We start from the raw sequence: 13,817 nt of genomic DNA on the forward strand, positions 1-13,817 counted from the left end.
TAGCTAAACTTTGCAGTGACGCGGAACTGAGCCAAGCATTCATAGTCCCGCACTTTATTGCCTTGTTATGTTTTAAATAAACAAAACTAGAACTGCACCACCTAATGCCATAATTCCATAGTATTCGGCACCTTTATCGAACTTTGTAAGTAAGCCGAAATAAACATAGGTCACGCAGAACATTATTAATCCGCCAATAATCAATGACAGTACCCCAGAACCTGAGAATAAACTAATTATCAATATAGGGATACAATACAGGAGTGTGGGTGAAAGCGGCTCCAATTTAACGTCGTGGAGTTTTAGCGCCCCGATTAGAAACAGTATTTTAAATAGCATCCGTACCTCAATAAAACATAACGCCTCAATAAGGGGCTGATAAATGCTTGGCTAAACTATGTTGCGGAGCGAAACTGAGCCAAGCTATTGCAGTCCCGCGCTTAATTGGCTTGTATGGGAGAAATTTTCAGCGATAGGTAAATGATAAAAGTCACCAGTTTGCCATTTTTCAAACCATTCTTTGATTAATGTTTTCATAGGTACCACTCTTTAAAATATTGATTGTTATACCAAGTTTAAAGAATATATACATAGCCAAATCAATTGTATGCCATAGGATATACGCTGATGTAAACCGGGGTTAGTGTGCGCTTTGACTGCGTTAGCCATTGCAAATAAAAAATAAACAGCTGCAATAACTGAAACCACGGAAAAAACTCGGAAGGAGATAGGAGTAATTTCTGTTGTAGGGCTAAAGGCAGTTAAAATAGGCGCTACAACTAATGACAGTAGCATGATAAATCCAGCCCAAGAATGTACTTTACAATTAAAGCTTGGATTTTTCGTAAATGGGTCTGCATCCATAGGGAAATAACCAGCTACCCATGTGCCAATTCCATGAATAATAACAAGCCAGCCGGAAATATTAATTAACAGAGAAGCGTTAGGCAGTTGAGCTAAATACCAGCCAAATATACAAAAAAGAACGCCAAGCGGATAATTGTTAATTAAAGGAGAGAGTTTTTCTGTTGGACTACCTGTAGCACCTAATTCGCTGCAAAACTGCTTGGAATGGCTGTATCCTGAATAAAAAAGGCTAGTGATATAAACACCTAGTAAGATCCAAATCGTTGCAATAAATCCTGAATACATTGCAAACTTTTCAAACATTGTCTGACTCCATCAGTTAATAATCCCCATATTATTAGCTAACTTAGCATATAACAAATACGCCATGCATAAAAGATAAGTGTACTTTTTTCAAAAGGTTACCATGAGTTAGGGAGTTATGTGATATTTGTGTGTTTTGTCTTTGCTTGTATATACAGGGACTTTGTGGCAGACTTGAATTTTGGTTGTATATACAAGCTTAAGTTGCGCAGGGTTGAAAGTGTCATTACCTAAATTTGATGTCATCAAACAACACATATTGAACAAAATTGAACTGGGTCAGTGGCCTGAGCACCATAAGGTTGCTTCAGAAAATGAATTGGCTGAACAGTTTGGTGTTAGCCGTATGACCGCGCGCCGTGCCTTGCAAGATTTAACCGATATTAATGTGTTGGTAAGAACAAAAGGCGTAGGTACTTTTGTAGCCAGTTTAAAGTCGCAATCATCGCCGTTAGAAATTAGAAATATAGCGGATGAAATTCATGGTCGTGGGCATCAGCATCAAGCAAAACTGATACAACTTAACGCAACGTTTTTACCGCAAGCGCTACAACCATTGTTTGGCTTAACGTTAGAGGAAAAGATCTTTTACAGTGAAATTTTGCACCTTGAGAATGGCCAGCCTCTTCAACTGGAACAACGTTATATCAATGCGCATATTGCACCGGACTATTTAGCTCAAGATTTTACGCAAATTACCCCACACGAATATTTATCTAAAGTTGCGCCGCTAACTGAAGCAACTCATGAAATAGAAGCTATTATTGCTACATCAGAAATTAATCGGTTGTTGGACATTTCAAACCAGCAACCTTGCTTACAAGTGAAACGCCGCACCTGGTCTTCTCAGGGCGTTGTGAGTTTCGCCATTTTGACAGCGCCAGGTGATAAGTATCGCTTGGGTGGTCATTTAACTTTTTAAAGAATCTTTAGGAGAATAACGTGACGTTTAAATATGGTATCGATCGACTGGATCTTGACATTGTAAACGGCATTGCCGACGGCGAAATTAAAGCTGAGCTTTGCCAAGAAGCGCTTAATCAAATCAACAAGAGTCGCCAAAATGTTGAAAACATGGCGAGTTCTGATAAGCCTGTATACGGCATTAATACGGGGTTTGGTCCGTTATGTGATACGCAAATTTCACCGGAAGAAACACACTTATTACAAAAGAACTTATTAATTACGCACGCGGTTGGTGTAGGCGAGCCGATTGACAAAGCGATTTCAAAGCTAATGTTGATCACTAAAGTGCATGCGTTAAGCCAAGGCTTTTCTGGCATTCGTCTAGAAGTTGTTGAGCGAATGTTAGCTTTCATTGACCTTGATTTAATTCCCGTTGTACCTGAACAAGGGTCGGTAGGGGCTTCAGGTGACCTAGCGCCGCTTTCTCACTTATTTTTACCGCTAATTGGTGAAGGTCATTTTTGGCAAAGTGGCGAAGGACAAAACGGTGAAATGTTACCAGCAGCTAAAGTACTTGCTGATAACGGTTTAGCACCACTAGAGCTACAAGCAAAAGAAGGCTTGGCATTGATTAACGGTACGCAATTTATTCTATCGCACGCGATTACCGCATTAACCAAAATGCGTTATTTATTAGATCTTGCAGATTTAGCTGGTGCAATGAGCATCGAAGGGATGCAAGGTAGTGAGTCACCATTTAGAGCAGAATTGCATAACACTCGTGCATTTGTTGGTAATTTAGAAGTTGCCGCTCGTATGAGAAGCTTTTTCAAAGATTCACAAAATATGGCTGATCATGAAGAGTGTGATCGCGTACAAGACCCATATTCATTACGTTGTATACCACAGGTTCATGGTGCTTCACGCAACGCTTACTACCATTTAAAAGAATTAGCTGAAATTGAAATGAACTCAGTAACTGATAACCCAATTGTTATCAGCAGTGAAGAAGCAATTTCAGGCGGTAGTTTCCATGGTCAGCCACTTGCTATGGTATTAGATTATGCGTCAATTGCAGCGGCAGAGTTGGGCAACATTGCTGATCGACGTTGTTATTTATTGCTAGAAGGCTTGCATGGCTTACCTCGACTACTCACGACTTCTGGTGGTTTAAACTCTGGCATGATGATCCCGCAGTATGCGACGGCCGCTTTAGTCACAGAAAACAAATCGTTGTGTTTCCCTCCGTCAGCCGACAGTGTGCCAACGTCTATGGGCCAAGAAGATCATGTTTCTATGGGTAGCATTTCAGGTAGAAAGCTTAATCAAATTTTAGGCAATTTAGATAAAATTTTTGCAATAGAATTAATGTATGCGGCACAAGCGATCGAGTTTAGACGTCCAAATAAATGCTCTGACGTGATTGAAGAAAACTTCGCGTTAATTCGTTCTAAGGTAGCTAAGCTTGAAGAAGATCGATTATTAAAGCCAGATATTGATGCCATGATTGAATTAGTGAAATCTCAGTCATTTACCGTTAATTTTGATCAACCGTTAGATTAGTAAAGGAGAGTCGAGATGAGCTTTAAAGAAATAATCAAACAAGGTATTCCAAGTGAGTTACCACAAGCTAAGCCTTACCCTGCCGATGCTAACCGAGCGCCAAAACGTAAAGATATTTTAACCAGTGATGAAAAACAGTTGGCGATTAGAAATGCACTTCGTTACTTTCCAAAAGAGTGGCATCAAGAGCTAGCGCCAGAGTTTGCCCAAGAGTTGAAAGACTTTGGCCGTATTTACATGTACCGCTTCAAGCCAAGCTATGACATGAAAGCACGCTCGGTAAGTGACTACCCGGCTAAATGTCAGCAAGCTGCAGCGATCATGTTGATGGTTGATAACAACTTAGATCCTGCGGTTGCACAACATCCAGAAGAACTAATTACATACGGCGGTAATGGTGCCGTTTTCCAAAACTGGGCACAGTATTTATTAGCAATGAAGTACTTAAGTGAAATGGAAAGCGACCAAACACTTCATATCTATTCTGGCCATCCAATGGGGTTATTTCCATCGTCAAAAGATGCACCGCGCGTTGTTGTGACTAACGGTATGATGATTCCTAATTACTCAAAACCAGATGATTGGGAGAAGTTCAACGCGTTGGGTGTAACGCAATACGGACAAATGACAGCTGGTTCGTTTATGTACATTGGTCCGCAAGGTATCGTTCACGGTACGACTATCACTGTGATGAACGCATTTCGCAAAGTACTTGAAAAAGGTGAATCACCAAAGGGTAAGATCTTCTTAACTGCTGGTTTAGGCGGCATGAGTGGCGCACAACCTAAAGCAGGTAATATCGCAAACTGTATTACTGTTTGTGCTGAAGTAAATGCACATGCGGCAACTAAGCGTCATCAGCAAGGTTGGGTTGATGAGCTTATCGATAATATGGATGAGCTTGTTGCGCGTGTTCGCAAAGCGCAAGCAAATGAAGAAGTTGTGTCAATTGCTTATATCGGTAATATTGTTGATGTGTGGGAAACCTTCTTTGAAAAAGAGATTTATATTCATTTAGGCTCAGACCAAACATCACTACATAACCCGTGGTCAGGCGGCTATTATCCAGTAGATATCTCTTACGAAGAATCAAATCGATTAATTCGCGAAGAGCCAGAGTTATTTAAAGTTAAAGTACAAGAAACACTAAAACGCCATGCTGATGCGGTTAACAAGCATACCGCGAAAGGGACGTATTTCTTTGATTATGGCAATGCATTTTTACTTGAAGCATCACGTGCAGGCGGCGATGTTATGGCTGAAAACGGCATAGACTTTAAGTACCCATCGTATGTACAAGATATCTTAGGCCCGATGTGTTTTGACTATGGTTTTGGTCCATTCCGCTGGGTATGTGCCTCTGGCAACCCTGCAGATTTAGATAAAACTGACGCGATCGCGGCCAAGGTGCTTAACAAGATCATGGAAGAATCACCTGAAGAAATTCAGCAACAGATGCAAGACAACATTACGTGGATAAAAGATGCCAAGCAAAACAAACTAGTGGTTGGCTCACAAGCGCGTATTCTTTATGCTGATGCACAAGGTCGTATTGAAATCGCTAAGGCATTTAATGATGCGATTAATCGTGGCGAGATTGGCCCTGTTGTTTTAGGTCGTGATCACCATGACGTAAGTGGTACAGATTCTCCGTTCCGGGAGACTTCAAATATATATGATGGCAGCCGTTTTACTGCTGACATGGCGATACATAATGTGATTGGCGATAGTTTTAGAGGTGCAACTTGGGTATCTATTCATAATGGTGGTGGCGTTGGCTGGGGCGAAGTAACAAACGGTGGTTTTGGTATGTTACTTGACGGCTCTGACGATGCTGAGCGTAGACTTAAATCGATGTTGATGTTTGATGTTAATAACGGTATTGCGCGTCGTAGTTGGGCGAGAAATGAAGAAGCTAACTTTGCCATTAAGCGTGAAATGGCCCGTACACCTAAGTTAAAAGTTACACTGGCTAACTTAGTAGATGACGATATTTTAAATAACTTATCGCTGTAGGTTTATGTAAGCTTGGGCAAGTTAATGCAACTTTAGCGCGAGTTAGTGAAACTTTAAGAGCTATTCCACCTTATCTGGAATAGCTCTTTTTATTTGTAAGGCATAAATCTTAATACTTACACTAACTTTATTCGTAATCAGTGGCGTAAGTTTCCTGATACGTATGAGAATAAAGCTCAAATAAGTTGCCGAACGGGTCTTCAAGGTAAACCATTTTAGCTGGCTTGCTATCATCTTCTGGATGATAACGCATAATGTCCATTCTCACCTTACCGCCATAAGCTTCGGTTTTTTCCATAACCCCTTCAAAGTCATCTGTTTGTAAGCAGAAGTGAAAAATACCTAGTCGAGAAAAATCGACTTCGTGACGTTCATCGCGCTCTTTCATTTCGAAAAGTTCAACACCAATACCGTCGGTTGTGACTAAATGTGCAATGTTAAAACCTTTAAAGCCTTCACCAAAAACAGCAATACACATTCGACCAATGGCGGTTTCTCTTTCTTCAACAACCTTGGTGTTGTTCATAACGATCTCTAGACCAAGCACCTTAGTATAAAATTCAACAGCTTGGTCCATATCGCCAACCATTATGCCTATATGATTCATTTTCATTATTTGCTCCACTATTTGTAAATTAAGTGCGTTATTTATTTGATGGAGCTATTTTAGGTAACAGGATTTATTAAATAAAATTATTAAATATAATAAAGTTAATAATATTTTTTTATGGTTATAATTTTGTATTGGGACAATTATGCTTAATCCGGTTTGGTTAAATACATTTGTAATGCTTATTGATATCGGTCACTTTACGAAAACGGCCGAGAAACTATTTATGACTCAGCCTGGCGTGAGCCAACATATTGCAAAGTTGGAAGCTGCGTGTGGCCATTCACTAATCAAAAGAGATAAAAAAAGCTTTGAGCTTACCGAGCAAGGAAGATTGGTATACCTATATGGGAAAAAGCTAGTCGAGCATGAACAGACTTTATTAGAGCAGCTAACGTTTGATGACCCGTATAACGGAGACTGCACATTAGCGTGCTCTGGCTCGTTAGCCTTGGCCTTATATCCAAAGTTACTAACATTGCAGACTCAATACCCAAAACTTGTCATTAAGCTAAAATCTGCGCCTAACCATCAGATATTAAGTGAAATTCAACAAGGTAGTATAGATGTTGGTATTGTCACTGATTCACCCAACAAAGCGTTGTATGATGTTAAAGAGGTTGCACGAGAAGAATTATGTTTAATATTACCTAAAAGCGCGGTAGTAACCGATGATATTGGCGGTTTAATATCTGAATTAGGTTTGATTTCTCACCCTGATGCTGAGCATTATTTGTCGCTTTATTTTGCCCAAAGCCAGGAAAAATCTTTTGCTAAAACATCGATTAAAAGTATGCCAATCACCGGTTATATTAATCAAATTAGCCAAATACTAATGCCGGTAGCACAAGGCTTAGGGTTTACGGTATTACCGAAAAGTGCTTTTGATGCATTTACACGTAGCGAACAGATACAAATATTTACGCCAGAGCAGCCGGTTATTGAAACTCTTTATAAAATCAAGAGAAAGAACAGGCAATTGCCTGCCCGATACCAGATTCTTGAGCCTATTATTCAGAGCGCATTAGTAAGTGTTTAAGCTGCTCAATAAACACATCAATATCGTTTTTAGTAATGCCTAAATGCGTTACTAATCGCATGTGAGTGTCAGGTGTGATTAATGTATGCTGCTTTGCAAGTTGTTGAGCTAGGTTGTTAATGTTTATAGAGTCTGCAATTTTGGCAAAAAGCATATTGGTTTGAACGTTTTCTATATTTACGCTAAAGCCATCTATTTGATTAAGTTGCTCTGCTAAATAACGTGCATTGTCGTGGTCGGTTTGCAATCGAAGGACATTTTCACTTAACGCTATTTTAGCTGGAGCTGCTAGTACGCCAACTTGTCGCATGCCGCCACCTAGCATTTTACGCCATCGTTTTGCTTGTGAAATAAGCAAGTTTGAACCTAAAAGTATTGAGCCAATTGGCGCCCCAAGCCCTTTTGATAAGCAAATAGAAACACTATCAAAATATTGTACAATTTCTTTAATATCAACATTTAACGCGGTTGCGGCGTTATAAACACGGGCACCATCTAAATGCAATGACAGCTGATGATGGTGAGTAAAATCACGCGCCTGTCGCAAATAGTCAAGCCCAATGACTTTGCCATTGATTGTGTTTTCTAAGCTCAGTAGTTTGGTGCGAGCAAAATGGGGATCGTCAGGTTTAATCGCAGCTTCTAGCTTCTTAAAGCATAAGCTGCCATCTTTTTCATTCTCTATCGGCTGTGGCTGAATAGAACCGAGCACAGCTGCACCTCCACCTTCAAAGCGATAGTTGTGGGCTTGTTGACCACATAAGTATTCGTCGCCACGCTGACAATGCGCCATTAATGCGAGTAAGTTGGCTTGTGTACCTGAACTACAAAATAACGCTGCTTCAAAACCATGACGCTCTGCCGACCATTGTTCTAGTTCATTGACTGTTGGGTCATCGCCATAAACGTCATCACCGACAGATGCGTTTGCCATGGCAGTTTTCATTTTTTCACAAGGCTGAGTTACGGTGTCAGATCTAAAATCGATTACTTTCGTCATTTGATTATTACTTTTCGTTAATTTTTTCTATGTCGCCACGTTGAACAGGGTAGCCTAAATGCATCCAACCGAAAATGCCTTCCCACAGCACCGCTGTGCGCGTGTAGCCTTTGTCTCTTAGCTTATTAATGGTGTAGTCTGCTGCAGCCCGTGGACACGAACAATAAGCAACAATTTGCACGTCTTTTGGAATACCAGCAACGGTTTCATCTAGATCTGCATAATAAGGGAAGGGAATTGCTCCTTCAATGTGGGCGGTTTGCCATACAGAAGGTACGCGGGTATCAAGCAATACCATGCGCTTTTTTGATGCTAATGCCGCATTTAAATCTTTTGACATTACATATAAACCGTCTTTTAATTTAAAGTTAGGATCGTCGCCAGTTTTGTTAACGATGTAGTCTTCAGGCTCAGGTAATGCTTTTAATACGGGCTTTTCTTCTTGCAGGCCTAGTGCCTTACTACGAATAAATGCTGTAACGTTATTAATATCATCTGCTGAAAGCTTATCTTTAAAAGACTGCATTGGTGTATCTTGACGGCCTTCTTCTATTGCATGACGAATAAATTCATCTGTGTTGTGAGCAAGAGCTGATTGGTTAAATAATGCTGGAGCGCTAATACCTTCGCCATTTTCACCATGACATGCGATACATTCTTTTTGAAATACTTGTTCGCCTCGCGTGATATCGCCTAGTACTGGGTTTGTACTGAATTTAAGGCGATCATGGCCTGCTTGAGCCCACAACCAATAGGTCAAATCCCAAGTTTCGTCTAAGGTCATTGGCCCGCCAACTTCGTCAAGGTAACCGCCCATTGCCGTGCCTTTTCTGCCATATTGCATCGGTCTAAGCACCTGATGCGCAACACCTGATTCCATTAAACTTTTACTGCGCAGTGATGGTGCATGATCGTTCGCATGACCTTCTCGGTCTTTACCGTGACATAATGCGCAATACTTTTGATAGTTATTTGCTGCTACTTCAGCTTGAGCTTCGGTAAGAGTCCGTGGATCTCTAATTGTTTCTCGAGTTGACTCTGCCACCGAAGTGATAGGTATTAGGTAACTGATGAGTATGCTGAAAAGTATAGGCTTAGCTAATGTCATGGTTGAGTTTTTTTTAGTAATAATTACCAAGAGTAGCTAGCTTGAGTAATGGAATCAATCTCAATGCTAAAATAGACAAACCTCGTAACAACTCAATAACTTGTATCGAAAAGTTAATTGTCGAAATGACAGGTATTTTGTCGTAAAGAAAGTGCAAATTTGTGACATATAATTTACTCTAATGATAATAATAATCATTAATAAGTAGATAAATCACATGAAACGACTTTTGCATGTATTGGCCGGTTTGATTTTTATGGCCTCAATTTCTGCAGCCGAAGTAACTAAGGTCGATGTCATCTATCCGCAAGCTACTCAACAGCATCAGATGTTGACGCTAACCGGAACAGTTGAAGCGAGACAAAACGCTAATTTAGCACCACTACAAGCAGGTGTAGTTGAGAAACTTGCTGTAGAAATAGGTGATAAAGTTGAGTCTGGACAGCACTTGCTTTCATTAGACGCTAAGCTAGCTGAATTGTCTTTAGCGCAACATAAAGCAAGTTTAAAAGCTAGCCTAGCGAGCCAAACAGAAGCAGAGCGGCTATATCAAGAAGTCGTGACCTTATCTAAGAAACAACTCGTTGCTGAAACGTTAATGGCTGAGCGCTTATCGGCTTTGGAAGTTGCCAAAGCAAATTTTAGCCGTGCCCAAGCGGCACTCGCTCAACAACAAGAAGTACTGGCTCGTCATCGTTTATATGCCCCCTTTTCTGGTGTGATTGCTGAACGCCATGTTGATTTAGGAGAGTGGGTTACTCAACAAAGCCCTTTATTCACGCTAGTTGCGCAATCGAATTTGCGCGTTAATCTGTCAATTCCTCAAGAATATTATAATCAGCTAAATCAATCTGAAGCCATTGAAGTACTTATTACGCATGACTTTGCCCAAAGTGTGACAATTGCTGCGACGCTAGATCGTTTAGTCGCAGTTGCTAACGATAGCAGTCGCACAATTACTGGTTTAGTTGAGTTACCTGAAAACCTAGATTTAGTGTCAGGAATGTCTGTTACCGCGCAAATTCAATTACCGGCTAGCGATCAAAATATCGTGTGGTTACCTAAATCAGCAATAAAACAACATCCAGACGGCGGTCGAAGTGTTTTCACCGTAGAAGGCAGCAAAGCAAAGCATGTGTTAGTTAAGGTTGTGAAGCAGCAGGGAAATAAAATTGCCGTATCAGGCGTTAATGCCGAGCAAGGAATTGTTGTTAGCGGTGTCGCATTGTTAAAAGACGGCGACTCATTAACCGTCACGCGAGTTAATGGTGATAATTTATGATAGCCGCAGCAGTTAATCGTGGTGTATTAGTTACGGTTGTTGTTTTAATTGCAACCATTCTTGGTTTGGTATCTGCGCTTAATATTCCCGTTCAAATGATACCCGACTTGGAAGTACGTACCATCACAGTACAGACTGGCTGGCCAGGTGCTACGCCACAAGACGTTGAAAAAGAAATACTCATTGAACAAGAAAGGTATTTACGCAGTTTATCTAACTTAAAGCGCATGGTGTCGCATGCGCAAATGGGCTCAGCGCGAATCGAATTAGAGTTCCCGTTTGGTGTTGACGCTAATGATGCACTTATTCGCGTTAATAATGCACTGAGCCAAGTGCCGACTTACCCTGAAAATGTTGACCAGCCGCGTTTATATTCCAGCTCGTTTTCTGGCAATGCTTTTATGTACTTTGTTTTAAAACCACAACAGGGTAACCCTTTAGGATTAGATGTCGATTTACTAAGAGATTTTGCGGAAGATTTTATTCGTCCGCGAATGGAAAGCGTTGCTGGTGTCTCTGAAGTGGGGGTGAGTGGTGGCGCTCAGCGTCAAATTCAGATTAAAGTCGATGCTGCAAGACTCGCGCAGCGTGGCATTAGTTTACCTGAACTGAGAAGTGCGATTAGAAGTCGAAATAAAGACACCTCAGCCGGTGATATTGAAAGTGGAAAAACGCGTTATTTATTGCGTGTTATTGGCCGATTTGAACAGTTAGAAGAACTGGAAAATCTAATTGTAAGTCGAAAAAACAACGCTAATATTTTGCTTAAAGATGTTGCTACGGTCACTTTAGATCATTTTGAAACGCGTGGTATGTCATTTACTGATGGTGAACGCACGGTAAGACTTTCTGTACGCCGTGAAAGTGGCTCGAACGTCTTAGCAATAAAAGAGGCAATGCTGCCGCTTGTCGAAGATATTAACCAAGAGCTATTAGCACAGAATGGCTTGGAGCTCATTCTTACCAGTGATGATGTAAAATATGTAAAAAGCTCACTTGAAAATGTTTGGACAAACCTTGGCTTAGGTGCATTGTTGGCAACACTCGTCATGTACTTTTTCTTACGCTCAGGAAAGGCAACATTGGTGGGGGTGTTAGGTATTCCTCTTTGTACAATTGCTGCCTTTTTTGCTTTGATGATGTTTGGCCGTACGATTAATGTTATTTCGCTTGCTGGCGTTGCCTTTGCCATAGGAATGACTGTCGATAATACCATCGTAGTTTTAGAATCTATTGTACAAGCCAAACGACAAGGCGTTAGTAAAATTCAGGCGGCGATTAACGGTGTAACCGAAGTATGGCCTGCGGTACTAGCGTCAACTGCGACAACAGTATTAGTATTTGCGCCAATACTCTTTGTTCAACAAGAAGCAGGACAGCTCTACTCAGATATTGCTATTGCAATTTCAGGTGCAATTATCGCATCTATGTTAGTTGCCATATTTGTCGTGCCTGTAGCTTTATCGCACCTTGGGAAAAAAAGCGATCTTAAGCAAAGCAAAGAATTTACCTTATCTGATAAATGGTTACATTTAGCGGAATTTTTCACCCGTACTAAGGCTCAAGCTCGTGCTTCAGTAGCGATATTCGTTATAGCAATATTAGGTAGTGCATATGCATTAATGCCGGCAGCGGAATACTTGCCTGAAGGTGAGGAGCCAAAAGCATTTTCTATGATGATTGCACCACCAAGTTATAACTTAACGGAAATGGAGAAGATTGGCGCGGAATTGCGAGAGCACTTTGACCAATATGTAAATGCTGAAGGGGAAAGCTTTGCTTCGGGACAAACCGATATGCCACCACTTGCTTACTATTCAATGTCTGTTTCTGTGGGGCGAATTTGGTTTTTAAGTGCACCTGTAGACCCAGATAACATCAATCAAATGATGAGCGCTATTACGACTAAGTTTAGAAACTACGAAGGAATGAGAGCATTTTCATCTCGAGGTTCCATTATCTCTAGCAATGATGGTGGGACGCGCGCGGTAGCAGTTGATATTGCAGGAAGTAATATTAACGAACTGTATAGTGCGGCGGAAGCAGTTTATCAAAATGCTAATAATTTCTTCAACGAGCCACAGATTAATTCTGAACCTAGATCGCTAACACTTGATCAACCACTGATTGAAATAAAACCGCGCTGGCAGCGTTTATCTGAGTTAGGCATTAACAATAATGATTTTGGCTACGCAGTTGCCGCGATGAGTGATGGTGCTTACGTTGATGAATTTATTTTAAACGATGACAAGATCGATATTTTTATGTTCAGTGGTGCTGGCAACCGTCAAAACCTAGAAGCACTATCAGTTACACCTATCGTCACTCCTGAGGGAAAAATACTGCCTCTTCATGCGTTAGCTGATTTGGTTGAGAGTAAAAACAGTAATTCTGTTCGTCGTGTTGATGGTAACCGCACGGTGACGGTTTATATAATACCGCCACGAGATGTAGCGCTAGAAACTGCAGAACGTATCGTGCGAGAGCAAATGTTACCAAGTCTTTGGCGAGCAGGCGACATTGCTCAAGGGATTAAAGTGAGTATTAGTGGTGCTGCAGATCAATTAGAGGCGACCAAGTCATCACTATCTGGTAATTTTATTATCGCGCTGGTGCTTAGTTATTTATTGTTGGTGGCTATTTTTACCCATTGGCGTTACCCATTATTTATTTTAGCAACAGTGCCGCTTGGTATGGCAGGGGGCTTACTCGGATTGATCACAGTTAACGGTGTAAATACGTTGTTTGCATCTATGGGGATGGCAGCCTTTCATCAACCGTTTGACATGATAACGATGCTAGGATTTTTAATATTACTAGGTACAGTGGTTAACAACCCTATTTTAATTGTTGATCAAACTCGACGCTTTGTATTAGAGCAAGGTTTGCAAGTAAAAGAAGCCGTGTTACAAGCGGTATCAAAACGACTTAAACCTATTCTAATGTCTACCGCTACAACTATTTTTGGTTTGGCGCCATTAGTGTTGATCCCCGGTGAAGGAACGGAGCTTTACCGAGGTGTTGGTATTATTGTATTAAGCGGTATTTTGGTATCGACCTTGTTAAGTTTAACCTTTTTACCGGCATTGCTTGTAGCGGTGATTAACGATAAAAACGACTAGT

General features: G+C 40.9%; 10 protein-coding genes. 6 read left to right on the plus strand and 4 right to left on the minus strand.

What is annotated here, in order from left to right:
- Window positions 1–564: 564 nt before the first annotated feature.
- Window positions 565–1,170: a DUF998 domain-containing protein gene (locus tag HII17_RS06190; protein ID WP_169074481.1), complete on the minus strand. Its 606-nt coding sequence runs from the start codon at window positions 1,168–1,170 to the stop codon at window positions 565–567.
- A gap of 220 nt (window positions 1,171–1,390) precedes the next feature.
- On the opposite strand from HII17_RS06190, the gene hutC reads away from it, so the two are divergent.
- From hutC to HII17_RS06205, 3 genes are read left to right on the plus strand one after another with little or no spacing between them, the layout of a single operon-like run.
- The gene (hutC, locus tag HII17_RS06195; RefSeq protein ID WP_169074482.1) at window positions 1,391–2,092 is read left to right on the plus strand and encodes a histidine utilization repressor; all 702 of its coding nucleotides are present in this window, start codon (window positions 1,391–1,393) and stop codon (window positions 2,090–2,092) included.
- 20 nt (window positions 2,093–2,112) lie between these two features.
- Window positions 2,113–3,639 carry a histidine ammonia-lyase gene (hutH, locus tag HII17_RS06200; protein ID WP_169074483.1) on the plus strand — a complete coding sequence of 509 codons (1,527 nt, stop codon included), beginning with the start codon at window positions 2,113–2,115 and terminating at the stop codon, window positions 3,637–3,639.
- A 15-nt stretch (window positions 3,640–3,654) separates the two neighbouring features.
- Window positions 3,655–5,655: a urocanate hydratase gene (locus tag HII17_RS06205; RefSeq protein ID WP_169074484.1), complete on the plus strand. Its 2,001-nt coding sequence runs from the start codon at window positions 3,655–3,657 to the stop codon at window positions 5,653–5,655.
- Between the two features lie 127 nt (window positions 5,656–5,782).
- Here HII17_RS06205 and HII17_RS06210 read toward each other — a convergent pair whose 3' ends face one another.
- Window positions 5,783–6,268: a VOC family protein gene (locus tag HII17_RS06210; RefSeq protein WP_169074485.1), complete on the minus strand. Its 486-nt coding sequence runs from the start codon at window positions 6,266–6,268 to the stop codon at window positions 5,783–5,785.
- Between the two features lie 142 nt (window positions 6,269–6,410).
- Here HII17_RS06210 and HII17_RS06215 point away from each other — a divergent pair, with 142 nt between their 5' ends.
- The gene (locus HII17_RS06215; RefSeq protein ID WP_169074486.1) at window positions 6,411–7,304 is read left to right on the plus strand and encodes a LysR family transcriptional regulator; all 894 of its coding nucleotides are present in this window, start codon (window positions 6,411–6,413) and stop codon (window positions 7,302–7,304) included.
- Here the strand turns inward: HII17_RS06215 and ltaE are convergent.
- Window positions 7,276–8,304, minus strand: a complete 1,029-nt coding sequence (ltaE, locus tag HII17_RS06220; protein WP_169074487.1) for a low-specificity L-threonine aldolase — start codon at window positions 8,302–8,304, stop codon at window positions 7,276–7,278. The genes HII17_RS06215 and ltaE overlap by 29 nt on opposite strands.
- Window positions 8,305–8,311: 7 nt before the next feature.
- Window positions 8,312–9,412, minus strand: a complete 1,101-nt coding sequence (locus tag HII17_RS06225; protein WP_169074488.1) for a c-type cytochrome — start codon at window positions 9,410–9,412, stop codon at window positions 8,312–8,314.
- Between the two features lie 217 nt (window positions 9,413–9,629).
- Here HII17_RS06225 and HII17_RS06230 point away from each other — a divergent pair, with 217 nt between their 5' ends.
- Both HII17_RS06230 and HII17_RS06235 read left to right on the plus strand, forming a co-directional pair.
- Window positions 9,630–10,694, plus strand: a complete 1,065-nt coding sequence (locus HII17_RS06230) for an efflux RND transporter periplasmic adaptor subunit (RefSeq protein WP_169074489.1) — start codon at window positions 9,630–9,632, stop codon at window positions 10,692–10,694.
- On the plus strand, window positions 10,691–13,816 hold the full coding sequence (locus HII17_RS06235) for an efflux RND transporter permease subunit (RefSeq protein ID WP_169074490.1): 3,126 nt from the start codon (window positions 10,691–10,693) through the stop codon (window positions 13,814–13,816). Before HII17_RS06230 ends, HII17_RS06235 begins: the two co-directional genes overlap by 4 nt.
- Window position 13,817 lies beyond the last annotated feature (1 nt).

Origin of the sequence: Thalassotalea algicola (genome assembly GCF_012932965.1) — a bacterium.
In the GTDB taxonomy this organism is placed as follows: domain Bacteria; phylum Pseudomonadota; class Gammaproteobacteria; order Enterobacterales; family Alteromonadaceae; genus Thalassotalea_F; species Thalassotalea_F algicola.

What these genes read in the sequence shown, in the direction of transcription:
- HII17_RS06235 (WP_169074490.1), top strand. Translation starts at nt 10,691, where the DNA reads ATGATAGCCGCAGCAGTTAATCGTGGTGTATTAGTTACGGTTGTTGTT.
- HII17_RS06230 (WP_169074489.1), top strand. Translation starts at nt 9,630, where the DNA reads ATGAAACGACTTTTGCATGTATTGGCCGGTTTGATTTTTATGGCCTCA.
- ltaE (WP_169074487.1), bottom strand. Translation starts at nt 8,304, where the DNA reads ATGACGAAAGTAATCGATTTTAGATCTGACACCGTAACTCAGCCTTGT.
- HII17_RS06205 (WP_169074484.1), top strand. Translation starts at nt 3,655, where the DNA reads ATGAGCTTTAAAGAAATAATCAAACAAGGTATTCCAAGTGAGTTACCA.
- HII17_RS06225 (WP_169074488.1), bottom strand. Translation starts at nt 9,412, where the DNA reads ATGACATTAGCTAAGCCTATACTTTTCAGCATACTCATCAGTTACCTA.
- HII17_RS06215 (WP_169074486.1), top strand. Translation starts at nt 6,411, where the DNA reads ATGCTTAATCCGGTTTGGTTAAATACATTTGTAATGCTTATTGATATC.
- HII17_RS06190 (WP_169074481.1), bottom strand. Translation starts at nt 1,170, where the DNA reads ATGTTTGAAAAGTTTGCAATGTATTCAGGATTTATTGCAACGATTTGG.
- HII17_RS06210 (WP_169074485.1), bottom strand. Translation starts at nt 6,268, where the DNA reads ATGAAAATGAATCATATAGGCATAATGGTTGGCGATATGGACCAAGCT.